Here is a 16,194-nt window from a genome sequence, read left to right on the forward strand (position 1 = left end):
ATTTAGGTGCACCAAGGGCCGTCTGCTACAGTTTTCGATGCATTTACCTTTCGATACCCACCGGAGACCACGATGAAGAAACCGATGAAATGGCTGGCTGCGGGCGTGCTGTGCGCCGCTGCTGCGGGGGCGCAGGCCCAGGTCAATCAGATCAAGGTGTGGGCGGCCGCTTGCGCCAACTGCCATGGCACCGATGGCCGCGCTGAACCCGGCGCCATTTCGCTCGCCGGTCAAAACAAGGACGACATGGTCCAGAAGCTGCTCGACTTCAAGGCCGGCAAGCGGCCCGCGACCATCATGCACCAGCTCACCAAGGGCTACACCGACGAGCAGCTGACCCAGATTGCCGGCTATTTCGCCGCCCAGAAAAAATAAGGAGCACCCATGAAACGCCGTCAATTCGTTCAAACGCTGGGTGCTGGTTCGGCCGTTGCGGGCCTGGGTCTGATGAGCGGCTGCGCCACCACGGGCAGCGGCGCCAAGGTCGTCGTCGTCGGTGGTGGCTACGGGGGCGCCACCGCCGCCAAATACGTGCGCATGTTCTCCGACTACGGCATCGACGTGACGCTGATCGAGCCCAACGCTGCCTTTGTCTCCTGCCCGATCTCCAACCTGGTGGTGGGCGGCCACAAGACGATGGCCGACATCACCACGCCATACGACAACCTGAGCAAGCGCCACGGCGTGAAGGTGGTGCGCGACATGGTGGCCAGCATCGACGCCACCAAGCGCACGGTGAAGCTGGCCAGCGGTGGCGAGCTGCCCTACGACCGCCTGATCCTCTCGCCCGGCATCGACTTCATGTGGGACACCCTGCCCGGCATGGCCCGGCCCGGCGCAGCCGACAAGGTGCTGCACGCCTGGAAGGCCGGCCCGCAGACGCTGGCGCTGCGCCAGCAGCTCGAAGCCATGCCCGATGGCGGCGTGTACGCGTTGTCGATCCCGCTGGCGCCCTACCGCTGCCCGCCCGGCCCCTACGAGCGCGCCTGCATGGTGGCCAGCTACTTCAAGAAGGCCAAGCCCAAGAGCAAGGTCGTGATCTTCGACGCCAACGATGACATCACCTCCAAGAAGGGCCTGTTCATGAAGGCTTGGGACGAACACTACAAGGGCCTCATCGAGTACCGCCCCAAGCACAAGCTGGTGGACGTGGACGCCGCGACCAATACCCTGAAGTTCGAGTTCAACGACGACTTCAAGGCCGGCGTGGCCAACGTGCTGCCGGCCATGCGCGCGGGCGACATCGCGGTGAAGTCCGGCCTGGCCACGGCGAACGCACGCTGGTGCGAGGTGGACTTCCTGACCTTCGAATCCAAGGCCGCGAAGAACATCCACGTGCTGGGCGATGCGATCCAGATCGCCCCCGCCATGCCCAAGTCGGGCCACATGGCCAACCAGCACGGCAAGACGTGCGCGGCCGCCGTGGTCTCGCTGCTGCAAGGCAAAGAGCCGCCGTCGATGCCGATCTACGCCAACACCTGCTACAGCTTCGTCACCGCCACCGACGTGGTGCACGTGGCCAGCGTGCACAAGTACGACGCGGCGCAGAAGACCATGCTCACCGTGCCCGGCTCGGGTGGTCTGTCCAGCGCCGCCAGCGAACTCGAAGGGCAGTACGCCATGGCCTGGGCCCGCAACATCTGGGCGGACTCCCTGGCCTGAAGCCGCAAGCCTCGATCACAAGCCCTGCTCGCAGGGCTTTTTCTTGGTCACCCCTTTTCGGAGATGTGTTCATGAAACGACGCGCACTGGTTTCCCTCGCCCTGGGCGCCCTACCCCTGGTCACGGCCCGCTGGGCGGCTGCGAGCGAGCGCATTGGCGTGCTCTTTCTGCACGGCAAGAACCCGGGCAGCCCCCAGAGCCCGCAGTACGGGCCGGTGGTGGCCGCCATGGAGAAGCAGGGGTGGTTGGTCGCGCTGCCCGACATGCCGTGGTCGCGCAACCGGTACCTGCAAGGGAACTGGGATGGCGCCATGGCCGAGATCGCGCAGCACGTGAAAGGCCTGCAGGACAAAGGCGCCACGCGCATCGTGCTGATGGGCCACAGCATGGGCGTGCCGGCGGCCATGAGCCACGCCGCGCGCGGCGGCACGGCCCATGCGCTGGTGCTGCTGGCCCCGGGGCATGTGCCGCGCGGGTACTTCACCTCGCCGCAGCTCGCGCCGGTGCGCGAGAGCATTGAGGCGGCGCGGGCGCAGGTGGCCGCCGGCAAGGGCGACGAGAACCAGCGCTTCATGGACATCAACCAGGGCCGCCAGCAACCTGTGATCACCACGGCGCGCAATTTCCTCTCGTACTTCGACCCGGAGTCCGACGCCGACATGGGCGTGACCGCGCCGAAGCTGCCGGCCAGCCTGCCGGTGCTCACCGCCATCGGGCAGAACGACCCGCTCTTCGCCCGCGTGCGCAGTTACTACGTGGACCAGCTGCCCAAGCACCCGAAGACGCAGCTGCTGGAAGTCTCGGGCGGCCACCTGGACACGCCCCAGGTGGCCCTGGCGCAGGTGCTGGAATGGGTGCCGCAGGCGGTGGGTGCCTGAGGGCGGCCCTTATACTCCCACCCGTGCCGAAAGGCATATCCGCTAGGGGTGTTGCACCGGTTCACCGAACCGGCTGCGACTGAGAAAGTCCCTTTGAACCTGATTGAGGTAATCCTCGCGCAGGGAAGCAGGCCGATACCTTCCTCCGCTGCCGCCAGGCGCTCCCGGAGGTGCCGAACCCGCCCACCTGCCTCAACTTTGCATGGAGCAAATTGATGGCATTCCAAACGTCGTCTTCACCGGCCAACTCGGCCCTCACACCCGTGCCAGCCGGCCACCGGGTCTTCCATTTCCACGAACACGCCGCGCTGTGGTTCAGCCTGGGCACCGGCCTGCTGGTGATGCAGATCGGCGCCTACCTGGTGCCCGCCGTGGGCACGCGCGACGCGGTCATTGCCATCCTGCTGGGCTCGCTCATTGGCGCCGGCTTGCTGGCCTGGACGGCGCGGCTGGGTTGCCAGACCGGTCTGTCCAGCGCAGGCCTGATGCACGCCACCTACGGCAGCGCGTTCGCGCGCCTGCCGGTGCTGCTCAACATCGCGCAGCTGCTGGGCTGGACCACCTTCGAGCTGGTCATCATGCAGGAGGGCACGGTGGCCATTGCCACGCAGACGCTGGGCATCGCGGTCGATGGCTTCACCGGCAAGCTGCTGGCCACGCTGCTGTGGGGCGCGGTGCTCACCGCGCTCATGGCCGGCTCCATGCTCACACTGGTGCGCCGCTTCGTGAGCCGCTTCGCGCTCCCGCTGGTGATCGCGTCGCTGGCCTGGCTCACGTGGCAGTTCGGCACGCGCCTGGTGGCGCAGGGGTTTGACGGCTTCTGGAACCGCCCCGGTGCGGGTGGCATGGGCATGTTCTCGGCCATGGATCTTGTGATCGCCATGCCCGTCTCGTGGCTGCCGCTGGTGGCCGACTACGCCCGCCACGGCAAGCGCGCGGCGACCACGCTCGGTGGCACCTGGCTGGGCTATGCGCTGGCCAACATCTGGTGCTATGCACTGGGCGTGCTGGTGGTGAGCACCGTGGAGCCGGGCACCAACCTGGTGGGCGCGCTGCTGCTGGCGCAAGGCGGCCTGATCGCGCTGGGCCTGATCCTGCTCGACGAAATGGACAACGCCTACGGCGACGCGCATTCGGGCGCGGTCTCGCTGCACAGCCTGCGCCCGCGCTGGAGCATTCGCGCCGCCGGCCTGGGCTTTGCGCTGGTGTGCACGGCGCTGGCGCTGGTGCTGCCGATCCACACGCTGGAGCCGTTCCTGCTGTTGCTGAGCTCGGTGTTCGTGCCGCTGTACGGCGTGATCCTGGGCCGCCTGGGCAGTGGCGCGGCCGTGCCCAGCCTCACGGCGCGCGCGGTCGACTGGAGTGCTGCAGCCCTGTGGGTGGCGGGCATCGCCACGTACCACCTGATCAAGGCCTACGCGCCCGACCTCGGCTCGGCCCTGCCCACGCTGGCACTCACCTTCGTGCTGGCCGCCGCCACGCGGCCGCGCAACGCCGGCGGCCTCACCCCGGCCCGGGCCTGACGCATGCACGCCGCATCGCCGTCGAGGGACACCGAAGACCCGGCTTTGCCGGGCCTCCGGTCTCGCCCCCCTTCTTCAATGGGACGGCGACGCGGGGGATCTTTTGATTTGCGCCACGGGTGCATGCCCGTGGTTGAGCGGGCCATGGCCAGCGCCGGTGTACACGTCGGCGCCCATGGCAATGGCTTGCAGGATGTAGCTGCGCGCCAGCGCCACGGCGCGCTCCAGCGGCTCGCCGAGCGCGAGGTGCGCGGCAATGGCCGACGACAGCGTGCAGCCGGTGCCGTGCGTGTTGCGGCTGGTGATGCGCGGCGAGGCCAGGCGCTGCACCGGCCCGGGGCCGCTGACCAGCAGGTCGGCCACCTCGTCGCCCGGCAGGTGCCCGCCCTTGAGCAGCACGGCCGGGGCGCCCATGGCGAGCAGGTCGCGTGCGGCCGCCTCCAGCTCACCGGCGGCGGTGATGGGCCGGCCCAGCAGCAGCGCCGCCTCGTCCAGGTTGGGCGTGACCACCGTGGCCAGCGGAAACAGCTCGTCGACCAGCACCTGCACGGTGTCGGGGGCGATGAGCCGGTCGCCACTGGTGGCCACCATCACCGGGTCCAGCACCACCTGCTTCACGCCGTAGTGCTTCAGCGCCCAGGCCACCGTGCGCACGATGTCGGGCGCGTGCAGCATGCCGATCTTGACCGCGTCCACACCGATGTCGTCGAGCACCGCGCTCAGCTGGGCCTTGAGCATGTCGGGCGGCACGCCATGAATGGCGCTCACGCCCAGCGTGTTCTGTGCCGTGAGCGCGGTGATGGCCGTCATGCCGTAGCAGCCCAGGGCCGCAAAGGTCTTGAGGTCGGCCTGAATGCCGGCGCCACCGCCGCTGTCGGAGCCGGCGATGGACAGGACACGGGTGTAGCGTTGCGGTTGTTTTGTCATGGCCCACATTGTTGCAGTGCCGGAGGGCCTACATGCTGAAACCTGATGCCACCGTCCTGGGTGCCGGCCTGATGGGCCGCTTGCTGGCCTGCGCGCTGGCGCAGCGCGGGCACCGTGTGGAGGTGATCGATGCCGGCGGCCCCGAGGCCGCGCACGCGGCGGCGCGTGTGGCCGCCGCCATGCTCGCGCCGCTGGCGGAGTCGGCCGTGACCGAGCTCAACGTGGTGCGCATGGGCCAGCACGCGCTGGCGCGCTGGCCGCAGCTGCTGGCCACGCTGGAGCGCCCGGTGTTTTTCCAGCAACTTGGCACGCTGGTGCTGTGGCACCGGCAGGACGCGGCCGAGGCCGAACGCTTTGCAGGCCAGCTCGCGCGCACCAGCGCTGCCCTGCCCTCGCTGCCGCAGGCGCAGCGCATGAACGGCGAGGCCCTCACGGCGCTGGAGCCTTCGCTGGCCGGGCGCTTCGCGCAGGGCCTGTACCTGCCCGACGAAGGCCAGCTCGACAACCGCGAGCTGCTCGCCGCGCTGGCGCACCAGATGCAGGTGCTGGGCGTGACGGTGCGCTGGCACACCGCCCGCACGCCCGACGAGGTGGACCCGGGCCCCGATGCCTGGTTGTTCGATTGCCGCGGCCTGGGCGGGCAACCGCAATGGGACGCGCTGCGCGGTGTGCGCGGCGAAGTGGCGCGCGTGCTGGCGCCAGGCGTGAGCCTCTCGCGCCCCACGCGGCTGGTGCACCCGCGCTACCCGCTCTACATCGCCCCCAAGCCCGAGGGCGTATTCGTCATCGGCGCGACCGAGATCGAGTCCGACGACCTCTCGCCAGCCAGCGTGCGCTCCACGCTGGAGCTGCTGAGCGCGGCCTACACCGTGCACCCGGGCTTTGGTGAGGCGCGCATCATCGAAATGGGCGTGCAGCTGCGCCCCACCCTGCCCGACAACCTGCCCGCGCTGCGCCTGAGCGCGCCGCGCAGAATGGCGATCAACGGCCTGTACCGCCACGGCTTCCTCATCGCGCCCGCCGTGCTCGATGCCGCGCTGGAGCTGGTGGAGCAGGGCCACTCTCCGCTGGCCGAGTCCCTCGGCCTGGCGGTCATCCGCTGACAGAATGGAACACCGCATGCAAGTGCTGATCAACCAGGAACCCCGCGAACTCCCCGAGGGCGCCACGCTCGCCGATGCCTTGCGCATCTGGGAGCCACCGGCGGTGTTTGCCGCCGCCGTCAACCTGCAGTTCGTGCCCCGCACCGCCTACGCCCAACGCACGCTGAGCGAGGGCGACCGCATTGAAATCATTGCCCCCATCACCGGCGGCTGAGGACCCCATGACCACCCCGCACCACCCCGACGACGCGCTCGTGCTTTACGGCGAGACCTTCGCCAGCCGCCTGCTGCTCGGCACCTCGCGCTACCCCTCGCCCGCCACGCTGGAAGCCGCGGTCAAGCGCGCGCAACCCGGCATGCTCACCGCTTCGCTGCGGCGCCAGGGCGCGGCGCAGCCCGAAGCAGGCGCGGCCTTCTGGAAGCTGCTGCAAGAGCTCGCCGTGCCCGTGCTGCCCAACACCGCCGGCTGCCACACCGCACAAGAAGTGATCACCACCGCGCAGATGGCGCGCGAGGTGTTCAACACACCTTGGATCAAGCTCGAACTCATCGGCGACGACTACAGCCTGCAGCCCGACACGCTCAACCTGGTGGACTGCGCGCGCGAGCTCATCAACGACGGTTTCAAGGTGCTGCCCTATTGCACCGAAGACCTGGTGCTCTGCCAGCGCCTGGTGGACGTGGGCTGCCAGGCCGTGATGCCCTGGGCCGCGCCCATCGGCACCGGCCAGGGCCCCGTGAACCCCTACGCCATGCGCCTGCTGCGCGAGCGCCTGAGCGTGCCCCTGATCGTCGACGCCGGCCTGGGCCTGCCCTCGCACGCCTGCACCGTGATGGAGTGGGGCTTTGACGGCGTGCTGCTCAACACCGCCGTGGCGCTGGCCCAGTCGCCGGTGGACATGGCCGGCGCCTTCGCCGACGCGGTGCGCGCCGGGCGCGCCGCCTTCCGCTCGGGTGCCATGCAGCCGCAGGCCAGCGCCCAGCCCAGCACGCCCGTCCTGGGCACGCCTTTCTGGCACCACGAATCATGAGCACCACCCTCACCTCCGTCGAAGCCATGGCGCAAGCCATCGTGGCCGCGCACCGCCACACGCTGGCCCTGCCCCTGGCGCCCGGCGCCGTGGCGCCCGCCCCCGCGTCCGATGACCCGGTGTTCGTCGCCGCGCTGCAGGCTGCGCATGCGCTCGGCTTCATCGACGCCGACGCGCTGTGCGTGGCGCGCGCGTGGGCCCACCGCGCGCGGCGCACCGGCCAGCTCGACGCTGCGCACTGGCCCGACGAGCCCGCCGACTTCGGCATCGCGCCGCACCCGCGCGAACACGCATTTGCCCCCTGTCCCGAGATCGGGCTCTACGCCGTGATGCCCGATGCCGACTGGACCATCCGCATGGCGCGCGCGGGCGTGCCCACGGTGCAGCTGCGCTTCAAATCGGGCGACGCCCAGGCCATTCGCGCCGAGGTGCGTGCCACGGTGGCCGGCGTGCAGGGCACCGGAGCGCGCCTGTTCATCAACGACCACTGGCAGGAAGCCATCGACGCCGGAGCCTACGGCGTGCACCTGGGCCAGGAAGACCTGCAGGCCATGACGCCCGAAGGCCTCAGCGCCATTCGCCAGGCCGGGCTGCGGCTGGGCCTGAGCACGCACGGCTACGCCGAGATGCTGCTGGCCGACGCGCACCACCCCAGCTACATCGCCATGGGCGCGGTGTTTCCCACCACGCTCAAGCAGATGGCCACCGCACCGCAAGGCACGGGCCGCCTGCGCGCCTACGCCGCGCTGCTGCGCGACACGACACACATGGCCATCGGCGGTATCGACCTGCACAACCTGCCCGAGGTGTTGAACGCCGGCGTGCGCTCGGTGGGCGTGGTGCGTGCGCTGATGGCCGAGCCCGACCTGGACGCCGCCGTGGCACGGTGGACGGCGGCGCTGCAGCCCGGCACGCACTGAACCCGGCCGGCGCCGCGCTGTGAGCGGCAGCGAACAGACCGACCGGGTGGCACCGTGCACAGTGAAAGGCCGCGCCCTCGCGCGCCATTCACTTCGCACAGGAGCTCCCATGAAACACACCGGTTCGACCTTCCCCCCGATGTCCCGCCTCGCCTTGGTCGCCGGGGCGGCGCTGCTCGCCCTCACCGGCTGCGGCACGCCCCGACCGCCGGCCAACCAGTACCCTTCGCCGACCGTGTACCAGGCCCCCAACCAGCCCGCCCCGCGCGACTACCGACGCCGCGACTCGGAGACGCTGTACGAGGTGCCGGTGAGCTCGGTGCGCGCGGTGGTCGGCCCGCAAGGCGGCCAGCGCTGCTGGATGGAGCGCGAGCAGGTGGAGTCGCGGCGCAACGTGCCGGGCGCCATCGTCGGCGGCGTCATTGGCGGCATCCTGGGCCACCAGATCGGCGGCGGCACCGGGCGCGACATTGCCACCGTGGGCGGCGCGGTGGCCGGCGCAGCGGTGGGCTCCAACGTGGGCCGCAACAACCAGACGCAAGACGTGCAGCGCTGCACCACCGACACCAGCAACGCGCCCGAGTACTGGGACGTGAGCTACACCTTCCGCGGCGTGGTGCACCACGTGCAGATGTCCGCGCCGCCGGGCCGCACGATCCTCGTCAACGGCAACGGCGAGCCGCGCATCTGACCCACGCCGGCTAGCAGCCGAGCGCCACGTAACGGTCGGTGCGTGCGGCCTGGCGCACCGCCGCCAGGCCGTGGTGCATGGCCAGCGCGGGGCAAGCGCCTCCCAGCCATTCGTTGGGCGTGACAAACCAGAGCGCCAGCTCGACATCGTCCAGCACGCCCTGCAGCTCGGCCAGCAAAGGCCGCATGCCGGGGTGCACCGCAGCGCGCGGCAGATCAAACTGAAACAGCGGCAGCATACGGCCCCACGGGCTGTCGATCGACACCACCGATTGCGACACGATCCAGCGCGCCACCAGCGAGAGGGGCTGCGGCACGCGCATCAGCGCGTCGTCGTGGCCTTGCTGGCGCAGCAGATCGGCCAGCTCGTCGCCGCTGACCAGGCCACCGGTGTCGGCAAACGCACGGGCGGTCGACAGCCATTGCAGGCGCGAGATCGCGTCCGTGGGCGGCGCGTCGTCGGGCTCGCGTTCGAGCGCCACAGTGTCCTCGAACCAGCGCGAGGCCGTGGTGGCCAGTCTCGATCGTCTATCGGGCATGCGCAATCTCCAGAGAACCCGACTTGCACACACGGGCGCAAGACAAAGTCCGGAGGTTGACGCAGGGCACGGCCCGGGTCTGTGCGCTGGCAGACATTCGGCGCGCGGACATCGCACTTCGCGTCCAATACGGGCATGAACACCACACCCACCCCCGACGCCGCCACCGAGCAGCGCCTCACCGACCTGGAAATCAAGGCCAGCTACGCCGAAGACCTGCTCGACACCCTGAACCAGCTGGTGGCCCGGCAGCAGGAACAGATCGACCTGCTGCTGCGCGAAGTGAGCCGCCTGCGCCAGCGCGGTGAGCCCGAAGGCGCACCGGCCGTGCGCAATTTGCGCGACGAGCTGCCGCCGCACTACTGAAGAGGCTCCCGCGGCCCACGCCGTGCCCAGGTGCCTAGCCCACCTGCAGCGAAGCCCCCGTCACATAAAACTGCCCACCCGCCACGTAGTGCAGCGTGCGCAGCGTGTCGGGTGCTCCGTCAAAGTGCCAGCGCCCTTCGCGGAACACACGGTCATCGGCCCAGGCGGCCTGCACCTCGCCAATGAACAGGTCGTAGGCGGCCTGGTTGTGGGGTTCGGGCACGAGGCGGCACACCAGCCAGGCCACGCAGCCGTCCACCAGCGGCAGCGTGTGGCCCGGCGCGGTGAAGGTCGTTACGGCATGGCGCGCCAGCTTGTCGGGCACGGTGGCGGCGCTGTCGGTGCCCACGCCCACCGTGAGGGCGGCCAGCGCGGCGCAGGGTACGCACAAGGCAAACGCACCACTGCCTTCCACCAGCGCGCGGGTGCGCGTGGCCTTGTCGATGACCACCGTGACTTTGGGCGGTGAGAAGTCCAGCGCGCAGGCCCAGGCGGCCGACATCACATTGACCTCGCCCGCGTGGGCAGACGACACCAGCACGGTGGGGCCGTGGTTGATGAGGCGGTAGGCCTTGTCGAGTGGAACGGGCTGGAAGTGGGCGGGTGGCGGCGTGTGGCTCATGCGCGCCATTGTGCCGGCCCATGCCTTTGCGCACGCGCTACTGCCTCGCCAGCTTGAGCGCCCTGCCGTTGTCAAAGCTGCCTTCGAGCGTCTTGTCGTCCACCGACTTCAAGGTGGCCTTGCGGTCGCGGCAGCCGGGAATGGCTTTCGCGTCGAGCGTCAGGCTCAGGCCTTTGACGGGATCGCCCTCGATGGCGATAGGAAAGGGGCGACCCACACAGGCGTCCCGGCGGTCGCGGTCACCGCGGGGGTAGGTGGTCCAGGTGCCGATGCCCCCTTTGAGCTCCACCAGTGCCTCACGCCCCTCGCTGCCCTCGGTGGCAAAGGTGACGCGCCAGCTGCCGTCCAGCGGCGTCTGGGACCAGGCCGAGGCAGCGGCCACCCAGGCCACAGCGGCAAAAGCAATCCGTTGGATCGGGTGCATGGCGGCTCCTGATGAATGAGGAGCCGCCATTCTCCGCTCAGGCCAACCACTGCGCCAGCGTGATCGACCCGATGCGGGCACTCGGCCCCGGAATGAGCTCGCGTCCTTCGAGAGGTGTGCCGAAGTAGGTGGCCTTCGGGTCGCAGACCACCTCGCGCCGGTCGTTGCGGGCCAGCAGCACACGGCGCACCAGTTCGTGCAGGGGGGCGGCCTCGGGGCCGCCCACTTCGCACACGCCACCGATCGGCGCTTGCGTGGCCACGTCGGCCAACGCAGCGGCCACATCGGCCGAGGCGATGGGCTGCAGCGGTGCCGGCGGCAAGCGCACAGTCTGACCTTCGGTAGCCACGTGCGCGATGGACAGAAGGAACTCGTGGAACTGCGTGGCGCGCACGATGGTGTACGGCACGGGTCCCGCGGCAATGAGGGCCTCTTGTGCCACCTTCGCGCGAAAGTAGCCACTGGCGGGCACCCGCTCGGAGCCCACAACGGACAGCGCGACGAAGTGCGCTGCGCCGGCCCGCTCGCAAGCAGCCAGCAGGTGACGCGTGGAAGCGCAGAAGAACTGCATCACCGCCTCGTCTTCAAACGAAGGCGAGTTGGTGACGTCCACCACCACCTGCGCGCCGGCCAGTGCTGCGTCCAGGCCCTCGCCCGTGACGGCATTCACCCCGGTGGAGGGCGACGCTGCAGTGACCGCATGCCCGGCAGCGCGCAGGCGGATGGCGAGCTGTTGGCCAATGAGGCCGCTGCCGCCCATCACGACGATGTTCATGCGATCTCCTTCTCTGCCACGGGCGCGTTCAGACCCACGCACATGCGGTTCCAGGCACTGATCTGCGCCACCACCCAGCACAGTTCGACGATTTCCTGGTCGCTGAACTGGCCTTGCAGCTGCTCGAAGTCGGCGTCGCGGTGGCCGTGGTGTTCCACAAGCCTGGTGAGACTCTCGGCCCAGTTCAGGGCGGCACGTTCGCGTGCACTGTAGAGCCCGGCTTCGCGCCAGGTGCACAGGCTGTTGATGCGCTGCCAGCGTTCGCCGTGCTTGCGCAGGTCGCGCACATGCATGTCGACGCAGAAGGCACAGCCGTTGAGCTGTGAGACGCGCGTTTTCACCAGCTCCATGAGGATGGGGCCGAGCGAAGAAGCGGCGGTGGTGGCACCGACCGCGGCCATGGCCTGGTAGGCCTTGGGTGCGATGTCGGTCCAGGGGAGTCGGGGTGCGTTCATGGGTCGTCTTTCAGGGTGGTTGGGATACACACCCAGCAAGACGGTCACACCCCCGGGTTTGTGACAGCCAGCTCGCGCCCGAGTGCTGCCGCGATGCGCGCGAGCTTGTCGGGGTTGCGCTGCACGTGCACGCGCAGGATGCGCTGGCCATCGGTTTCGAAGGCCTGGGCCGACTCCAGCCCCCCATGGATGAAGCGCAGCAGGCCCCACTGACCGTTGAGCGCCACCACCTCAAAGCGCACGGCATCACCAAAGCGCCGGTGGGTGGCGTAGAACAGTTGCGCAATGCGACGGTCTCCGACGATGGGCACGCCGAAGCTGGGCACCTTGCCACCGCCATCGCCCATGAGCTGCGCGTCTTCGGCCAGCAACGCCTGCAACGCCGCGAACCGACCCGTCGACGCGGCATCGGCAAAGCCGCGCAGCAGGCGCAACTGAGCCTCGCGCGGGACGATGTGGCGTGGCCGCTCGTCCTGCAGCTGGACCTTGGCCCGGTGCACGATCTGGCGGCACGCCGCCTCGCTCTTGCCCAGCGCCTCGGCCACCTCACCGTAATCGGCATCGAACACTTCGCGCAGCAGAAACGCCGCGCGCGCCTCGGGTGCCAGGCGCTCGAGCAAGGCCAGGAAGGCCACGGACACGTCGTCGGCGCGCTCCAGCCACTGCTCGGGCGTCACGACGGCGTCGGACAGCAGTGGCTCGGGCAGCCAGGTGCCCACGTAGTGCTCGCGCTGCACCTTGGCGCTGCGCAGGCGGTCGATTGCCAGGCGGGTGGTGACCGTCACGAGCCACGCCTCGCTGCTGTCGAGGTCGGCGTGCGCGACTTCGTGCCAGCGCAACCAGGCGTCTTGCACCACCTCTTCGGCTTCAGCGGCCGAGCCCAACATGCGGTAAGCGATGCCGTGCAGCCGGGGGCGCAGGCGGTTGAAGGCGGCAGTGGGGTCGTTCATGGCCCTTAGACGTTCGGTACGGCACGGTTGTGACAGCTGCCACTCTACGCCCGGCCATGGCGCATGGCCGGCGCGCATGTGGGGGCTCGGGTACAGTGGCCCGTCGGTACTTCTCACCGACCCACCCCATGCCCCACCCGCCGTCCCTCGACCCCAGCGCGACGCTGCACTTCATCATCAATGGCCGCTCCGGCAGCCAGGACGGCGACGGCACGCGCGAAACCATCGAAGCGGCGCTGGCCGCAGCCGGCCGGCCCGGGCAATTGCACTTCTGCGAGCCCGCCGACCTGCGCACCACCACCACCGAGCTCGCGCAACGCGCGCGCGCCGAACAATCGGCCATCGTGGCGGTGGGTGGCGACGGCACCATCAACACCGTGGCCCAGGCGGCGCACGCGGCGGGCTGCTCGATGGGCGTGATCCCGCGCGGCACCTTCAACTACTTTGCGCGCACGCACGGCATTGCCACCGAGGTGGGCGCGGCCATGGCCCAGCTGCTGGATGCCCAGCCCGAGCCGGTGCAGGTGGCGGCGGTCAACGAGCACCTGTTTCTGGTCAACGCCAGCGTGGGCCTGTACCCCGATCTCCTCGAAGACCGCGAGGTCTGGAAGAACCGTTTCGGGCGCAGCCAGTGGGTGGCCATCTGGGCCGCGCTGGCCACGCTGCTGCGCGCGCAGAAGCGCCTGAAACTGAAGATCGAACTCGAGGGCGGCCAGCGCGAGGTGCACACCCTGACCCTGTTTGTGGGCAACAACCGGCTGCAACTCGAGCAGGTGGGCGTGGTGGAAGCACAAAGCCCCGACGGCGCGCGCGACAACGGCCGCGTGACCGCCGTGGTGCTCAAACCCATCGGTACATTCGCGCTGCTGCGCTTGCTGCTGCGCGGTGCCATGGGCACGCTGGGCGATGCCGACGACATCGAGCGATTCGAGTTCGAGCGCATGGTGGTCAAGCCCCCGCTGGTGCTGCGCCGCCGCCGCATGAAGCTGGCCTTTGACGGCGAGGTGGTGCACATGAGACCACCCCTGGACTTCCACGTCATGCCGCAACCGCTCTACCTCCTCAAACCTCCGCTGGCCGAAAGAGAGCCGCCCGCTTGAGCCTGATCCTGCAGATCTCCGACACCCACTTCGGCACCGAACGACCAGCGGTGGTGCAGGCCCTGGCGCGACTGGCCGAGCAACTGCAGCCCCGGCTGGTGGTGCTCTCGGGTGACATCACGCAGCGGGCACGGCCCGAGCAGTTCCGCGCGGCCAGCGACTTCATGAAGGGTCTGCGGCTGCCGCTGCTGGTCGTGCCGGGCAATCACGACATTCCGCTGTTCAACCTGTGGGCGCGCCTGACCCAGCCCTATGCGGGCCACCGCGCGGCCTTCGGCCAGGAACTCGAGCCCGTGTTTCGCTCTTCCGATCTGATGGTGCTCGGCGTGAATACCACACGCGCGCACCGCCACCAGAACGGCGAGGTGTCGGCGCAGCAGGTGGCGCGCGTGGCACGGCGCCTAGCGCGCGCCACGCCTGCCCAGCTGCGCGTGGTGGTGGTGCACCAGCCCATCGACGTGCAGCGCCCGCAGGACGTGCCCGACCGCCTGATCGGCCACGCCGCCGCCCAGGCCGCCTGGGCCTCGGCGGGCGCCGACCTCGTGATGGGCGGCCACATCCACCTGCCCTACGTGATGCCTCTGCCCGGCCTGGCGAGGCCGATGTGGGCGGTGCAGGCCGGCACCGCCGTGTCGCACCGCGTGCGCCCGGGCGTACCGAACTCGGTCAATGTGGTGCGCTGGAACGCCTCGCAAGGCACCTGCGCGGTGGAGCAGTGGGACCACGTCGCCACCGAAGACGCCTTCGAACAGGTGCGCGTCACGCGCCTGCAGCCGGCGCGCTGAGGCGTTCGCAGGTCTTCAGGTGCGCAGCGCCCGGCCAGCGCGCACCGGCCCCGCGCGCGACTCCACCACCGCCTCCACCTCGCGGCGCAGGCCCATCAGGAAGGCCAGCTCGGCCACCACGAACAACGGGCCGATGACCAGCCCCATGATGTCGTCCACAAAGGCCGGCTTGCGGCCTTCGAAGATGTGGCCCACGAACTGGATCACCCAACCCACCACGAACAGGCCCACGCCCAGCGTGGCCCAGGCGGTGGTGGACAGGCTGGCCGTGGCCTGCGCAAACGCCAGGCAGGCCGCCAGCAGCAACCCCATGACGATGCCAAAGCGCAGGTCCAGCCGCAGGTAGTAGAGCGTGGCAGCGATCACCGCGAGCGTGGCCGCTGACATCGACAGCCCCGCCACCCCGAAGGCCGGGCGCGCCAGCAGCAGCACCACGGCCAGCACGATCATGGGAATGCCGACGAAGTGGGTGAGGATGTTGCGGCGGTCCCGGTGGTAAGCCGCGTACTGGCTGAGTTGGTCGTTGAGTGTTTTCATGGTGTCTCCTGTCGACGCTGCACAGGACAACATCATCTCCACGGTGGCGCCAAAACGCCAGAGGGCTTGCACCCGGGCCGTCACAACAGCGACTGGGCGTCGTCCTGTGGCCGCGCAGCCGGGCCGCTGCGCGCCAGCGCCATCCACACATGAAAGGGCAGGCGCTCGAAGGCGCGGCGTGGCGCATCGCGCGCCACCACCAAGCGCTCGCCCTCCAGCTGCATCACGCCGCATTCGGGTGGCACTTCGTCGGGCGCGGCAATCGGCCGGCCCCGGCTGTCTTGCCCCAGCACGTACCAGCAGGCGCTCGCCAGGCCGAGGTAAGCGGCGCGCTTGGCGGGCTTGCGCAGATCGCCCAGCAGGTCCGCCCGGCTCACCTTGATCTCGTGCACCACGGGCTCCAGATAGGCCTCCACCGTGGTGTGCCGCACCGAAAACACGTCGGGGCAGGCCATGCACCACCCATGCCCGGGCACATCGGGCACGGCATCCGCCTCGAAGGCACACGCCTGCTGCGGCACCGGCGCCTCTTCGGATGGGCCCGCCAGCAGCGTGCGTGGCAGCGGCACCCGCAGCGCCAGACCGCGCCAGGCCAGACGGCCCGCGCGCGCCATCTCCAGGGCCACGCGCTCCACCAGCGCCTCGTGCGGCGTGCGCGCCGCGCGGTTCACGGCAAACACCTCGGCCAGGCGCTGGATGCCGGCGTCCGTCACGCGCAGGCGCTCGAACCCGTCGGGCGATGGGCAGCGCTCCAACAGCCCGGCGGCGAGCAGCTCCACTTCCAGCATGTCCAGACACGGCCAGCCGGCCGAGCGGTGGATCTCGCGCAGGCGCTGGTGGTGGCGGCGTGTGAGGGCGGGGGCGGTCGGGCTCATGCACTGACTATATGTCCAGTACCATGCCGCAC

General features: G+C 69.7%; 21 protein-coding genes and 1 riboswitch. Of the genes, 12 read left to right on the forward strand and 9 right to left on the reverse strand.

The window, feature by feature from the left end; genetic code table 11:
• The first annotated feature begins 72 nt into the window (after window positions 1–72).
• The 4 genes from KXJ60_RS07480 (at window position 73) to KXJ60_RS07495 (ending at window position 4,063) form a co-directional block, all read left to right on the forward strand.
• A complete protein-coding gene (locus tag KXJ60_RS07480; protein ID WP_291125867.1) occupies window positions 73–375 on the forward strand; it encodes a class I cytochrome c in 303 nt (100 codons plus the stop codon).
• A gap of 9 nt (window positions 376–384) precedes the next feature.
• Window positions 385–1,662 (forward strand): NAD(P)/FAD-dependent oxidoreductase, encoded by a 1,278-nt coding sequence (locus KXJ60_RS07485; RefSeq protein ID WP_291125869.1) that lies wholly within the window; start codon window positions 385–387, stop codon window positions 1,660–1,662.
• 71 nt (window positions 1,663–1,733) lie between these two features.
• Complete coding sequence (locus tag KXJ60_RS07490; RefSeq protein ID WP_291125872.1) at window positions 1,734–2,540, forward strand: alpha/beta fold hydrolase; 807 nt, start codon at window positions 1,734–1,736, stop codon at window positions 2,538–2,540.
• Window positions 2,541–2,574: 34 nt separating this feature from the next.
• Window positions 2,575–2,683: riboswitch (TPP riboswitch) on the forward strand.
• A gap of 72 nt (window positions 2,684–2,755) precedes the next feature.
• Complete coding sequence (locus KXJ60_RS07495) at window positions 2,756–4,063, forward strand: cytosine permease (protein ID WP_291125874.1); 1,308 nt, start codon at window positions 2,756–2,758, stop codon at window positions 4,061–4,063.
• Window positions 4,064–4,138: 75 nt separating this feature from the next.
• Here the strand turns inward: KXJ60_RS07495 and thiD are convergent, their stop codons facing one another.
• Window positions 4,139–4,990, reverse strand: coding sequence for a bifunctional hydroxymethylpyrimidine kinase/phosphomethylpyrimidine kinase (gene thiD, locus KXJ60_RS07500; protein ID WP_291125876.1), 852 nt, complete (start codon window positions 4,988–4,990; stop codon window positions 4,139–4,141).
• Window positions 4,991–5,022: 32 nt separating this feature from the next.
• Here thiD and KXJ60_RS07505 point away from each other — a divergent pair, with 32 nt between their 5' ends.
• The 5 genes from KXJ60_RS07505 to KXJ60_RS07525 all read left to right on the forward strand — a co-directional run bounded on the left by KXJ60_RS07505 (window position 5,023) and on the right by KXJ60_RS07525 (window position 8,735).
• The gene (locus KXJ60_RS07505; protein WP_291125878.1) at window positions 5,023–6,093 is read left to right on the forward strand and encodes an FAD-dependent oxidoreductase; all 1,071 of its coding nucleotides are present in this window, start codon (window positions 5,023–5,025) and stop codon (window positions 6,091–6,093) included.
• Window positions 6,094–6,109: 16 nt separating this feature from the next.
• Complete coding sequence (gene thiS, locus KXJ60_RS07510; RefSeq protein ID WP_291125881.1) at window positions 6,110–6,307, forward strand: sulfur carrier protein ThiS; 198 nt, start codon at window positions 6,110–6,112, stop codon at window positions 6,305–6,307.
• A 7-nt stretch (window positions 6,308–6,314) separates the two neighbouring features.
• Window positions 6,315–7,124 carry a thiazole synthase gene (locus KXJ60_RS07515; protein ID WP_291125884.1) on the forward strand — a complete coding sequence of 270 codons (810 nt, stop codon included), beginning with the start codon at window positions 6,315–6,317 and terminating at the stop codon, window positions 7,122–7,124.
• Entirely contained in the window at window positions 7,121–8,044 is a 924-nt protein-coding gene (locus KXJ60_RS07520; RefSeq protein ID WP_291125887.1) for a thiamine phosphate synthase, read from the forward strand. The genes KXJ60_RS07515 and KXJ60_RS07520 overlap by 4 nt, the downstream gene beginning before the upstream one ends.
• Before the next feature lie 109 nt (window positions 8,045–8,153).
• Window positions 8,154–8,735: a glycine zipper 2TM domain-containing protein gene (locus KXJ60_RS07525; RefSeq protein ID WP_291125890.1), complete on the forward strand. Its 582-nt coding sequence runs from the start codon at window positions 8,154–8,156 to the stop codon at window positions 8,733–8,735.
• A 10-nt stretch (window positions 8,736–8,745) separates the two neighbouring features.
• Here the strand turns inward: KXJ60_RS07525 and KXJ60_RS07530 are convergent, their stop codons facing one another.
• The gene (locus tag KXJ60_RS07530) at window positions 8,746–9,273 is read right to left on the reverse strand and encodes a hypothetical protein (protein WP_291125893.1); all 528 of its coding nucleotides are present in this window, start codon (window positions 9,271–9,273) and stop codon (window positions 8,746–8,748) included.
• Between the two features lie 135 nt (window positions 9,274–9,408).
• On the opposite strand from KXJ60_RS07530, the gene KXJ60_RS07535 reads away from it, so the two are divergent.
• The gene (locus tag KXJ60_RS07535; protein ID WP_291125896.1) at window positions 9,409–9,639 is read left to right on the forward strand and encodes a SlyX family protein; all 231 of its coding nucleotides are present in this window, start codon (window positions 9,409–9,411) and stop codon (window positions 9,637–9,639) included.
• A gap of 34 nt (window positions 9,640–9,673) precedes the next feature.
• Here KXJ60_RS07535 and KXJ60_RS07540 read toward each other — a convergent pair whose 3' ends face one another.
• From KXJ60_RS07540 to KXJ60_RS07560, 5 genes are read right to left on the reverse strand one after another with little or no spacing between them, the layout of a single operon-like run.
• Complete coding sequence (locus KXJ60_RS07540) at window positions 9,674–10,261, reverse strand: flavin reductase family protein (protein WP_291125898.1); 588 nt, start codon at window positions 10,259–10,261, stop codon at window positions 9,674–9,676.
• A 37-nt stretch (window positions 10,262–10,298) separates the two neighbouring features.
• Window positions 10,299–10,685 carry a hypothetical protein gene (locus tag KXJ60_RS07545; RefSeq protein WP_291125901.1) on the reverse strand — a complete coding sequence of 129 codons (387 nt, stop codon included), beginning with the start codon at window positions 10,683–10,685 and terminating at the stop codon, window positions 10,299–10,301.
• A gap of 37 nt (window positions 10,686–10,722) precedes the next feature.
• Entirely contained in the window at window positions 10,723–11,460 is a 738-nt protein-coding gene (locus tag KXJ60_RS07550; protein ID WP_291125904.1) for an SDR family oxidoreductase, read from the reverse strand.
• On the reverse strand, window positions 11,457–11,915 hold the full coding sequence (locus KXJ60_RS07555; RefSeq protein WP_291125907.1) for a carboxymuconolactone decarboxylase family protein: 459 nt from the start codon (window positions 11,913–11,915) through the stop codon (window positions 11,457–11,459). The genes KXJ60_RS07550 and KXJ60_RS07555 overlap by 4 nt, the downstream gene beginning before the upstream one ends.
• A 44-nt stretch (window positions 11,916–11,959) precedes the next feature.
• Window positions 11,960–12,865 (reverse strand): RNA polymerase sigma-70 factor, encoded by a 906-nt coding sequence (locus tag KXJ60_RS07560; protein ID WP_291125908.1) that lies wholly within the window; start codon window positions 12,863–12,865, stop codon window positions 11,960–11,962.
• Window positions 12,866–12,993: 128 nt separating this feature from the next.
• Between KXJ60_RS07560 and KXJ60_RS07565 the strand changes: the two genes are divergently transcribed.
• A complete protein-coding gene (locus KXJ60_RS07565; protein WP_291125911.1) occupies window positions 12,994–13,965 on the forward strand; it encodes a diacylglycerol kinase family protein in 972 nt (323 codons plus the stop codon).
• Entirely contained in the window at window positions 13,962–14,750 is a 789-nt protein-coding gene (locus tag KXJ60_RS07570) for a metallophosphoesterase (RefSeq protein ID WP_291125914.1), read from the forward strand. The genes KXJ60_RS07565 and KXJ60_RS07570 overlap by 4 nt, the downstream gene beginning before the upstream one ends.
• A 15-nt stretch (window positions 14,751–14,765) precedes the next feature.
• Here the strand turns inward: KXJ60_RS07570 and KXJ60_RS07575 are convergent, their stop codons facing one another.
• Both KXJ60_RS07575 and KXJ60_RS07580 read right to left on the reverse strand, forming a co-directional pair.
• Window positions 14,766–15,287 carry an Mpo1-like protein gene (locus KXJ60_RS07575; RefSeq protein WP_291125917.1) on the reverse strand — a complete coding sequence of 174 codons (522 nt, stop codon included), beginning with the start codon at window positions 15,285–15,287 and terminating at the stop codon, window positions 14,766–14,768.
• An 80-nt stretch (window positions 15,288–15,367) separates the two neighbouring features.
• Complete coding sequence (locus KXJ60_RS07580) at window positions 15,368–16,162, reverse strand: hypothetical protein (RefSeq protein ID WP_291125920.1); 795 nt, start codon at window positions 16,160–16,162, stop codon at window positions 15,368–15,370.
• Window positions 16,163–16,194 lie beyond the last annotated feature (32 nt).

It is taken from the genome of Hydrogenophaga sp., assembly GCF_019264445.1.
Classification (GTDB): domain Bacteria; phylum Pseudomonadota; class Gammaproteobacteria; order Burkholderiales; family Burkholderiaceae_C; genus Hydrogenophaga.

What these genes read in the sequence shown, in the direction of transcription:
- thiS (WP_291125881.1), top strand. Translation starts at nt 6,110, where the DNA reads ATGCAAGTGCTGATCAACCAGGAACCCCGCGAACTCCCCGAGGGCGCC.
- KXJ60_RS07490 (WP_291125872.1), top strand. Translation starts at nt 1,734, where the DNA reads ATGAAACGACGCGCACTGGTTTCCCTCGCCCTGGGCGCCCTACCCCTG.
- KXJ60_RS07560 (WP_291125908.1), bottom strand. Translation starts at nt 12,865, where the DNA reads ATGAACGACCCCACTGCCGCCTTCAACCGCCTGCGCCCCCGGCTGCAC.
- KXJ60_RS07545 (WP_291125901.1), bottom strand. Translation starts at nt 10,685, where the DNA reads ATGCACCCGATCCAACGGATTGCTTTTGCCGCTGTGGCCTGGGTGGCC.
- KXJ60_RS07535 (WP_291125896.1), top strand. Translation starts at nt 9,409, where the DNA reads ATGAACACCACACCCACCCCCGACGCCGCCACCGAGCAGCGCCTCACC.
- KXJ60_RS07505 (WP_291125878.1), top strand. Translation starts at nt 5,023, where the DNA reads ATGCTGAAACCTGATGCCACCGTCCTGGGTGCCGGCCTGATGGGCCGC.
- KXJ60_RS07515 (WP_291125884.1), top strand. Translation starts at nt 6,315, where the DNA reads ATGACCACCCCGCACCACCCCGACGACGCGCTCGTGCTTTACGGCGAG.
- KXJ60_RS07540 (WP_291125898.1), bottom strand. Translation starts at nt 10,261, where the DNA reads ATGAGCCACACGCCGCCACCCGCCCACTTCCAGCCCGTTCCACTCGAC.
- KXJ60_RS07525 (WP_291125890.1), top strand. Translation starts at nt 8,154, where the DNA reads ATGAAACACACCGGTTCGACCTTCCCCCCGATGTCCCGCCTCGCCTTG.
- KXJ60_RS07520 (WP_291125887.1), top strand. Translation starts at nt 7,121, where the DNA reads ATGAGCACCACCCTCACCTCCGTCGAAGCCATGGCGCAAGCCATCGTG.
- KXJ60_RS07530 (WP_291125893.1), bottom strand. Translation starts at nt 9,273, where the DNA reads ATGCCCGATAGACGATCGAGACTGGCCACCACGGCCTCGCGCTGGTTC.
- KXJ60_RS07550 (WP_291125904.1), bottom strand. Translation starts at nt 11,460, where the DNA reads ATGAACATCGTCGTGATGGGCGGCAGCGGCCTCATTGGCCAACAGCTC.
- KXJ60_RS07580 (WP_291125920.1), bottom strand. Translation starts at nt 16,162, where the DNA reads ATGAGCCCGACCGCCCCCGCCCTCACACGCCGCCACCACCAGCGCCTG.
- KXJ60_RS07555 (WP_291125907.1), bottom strand. Translation starts at nt 11,915, where the DNA reads ATGAACGCACCCCGACTCCCCTGGACCGACATCGCACCCAAGGCCTAC.
- KXJ60_RS07485 (WP_291125869.1), top strand. Translation starts at nt 385, where the DNA reads ATGAAACGCCGTCAATTCGTTCAAACGCTGGGTGCTGGTTCGGCCGTT.
- KXJ60_RS07495 (WP_291125874.1), top strand. Translation starts at nt 2,756, where the DNA reads ATGGCATTCCAAACGTCGTCTTCACCGGCCAACTCGGCCCTCACACCC.
- KXJ60_RS07480 (WP_291125867.1), top strand. Translation starts at nt 73, where the DNA reads ATGAAGAAACCGATGAAATGGCTGGCTGCGGGCGTGCTGTGCGCCGCT.
- KXJ60_RS07565 (WP_291125911.1), top strand. Translation starts at nt 12,994, where the DNA reads ATGCCCCACCCGCCGTCCCTCGACCCCAGCGCGACGCTGCACTTCATC.
- thiD (WP_291125876.1), bottom strand. Translation starts at nt 4,990, where the DNA reads ATGACAAAACAACCGCAACGCTACACCCGTGTCCTGTCCATCGCCGGC.
- KXJ60_RS07575 (WP_291125917.1), bottom strand. Translation starts at nt 15,287, where the DNA reads ATGAAAACACTCAACGACCAACTCAGCCAGTACGCGGCTTACCACCGG.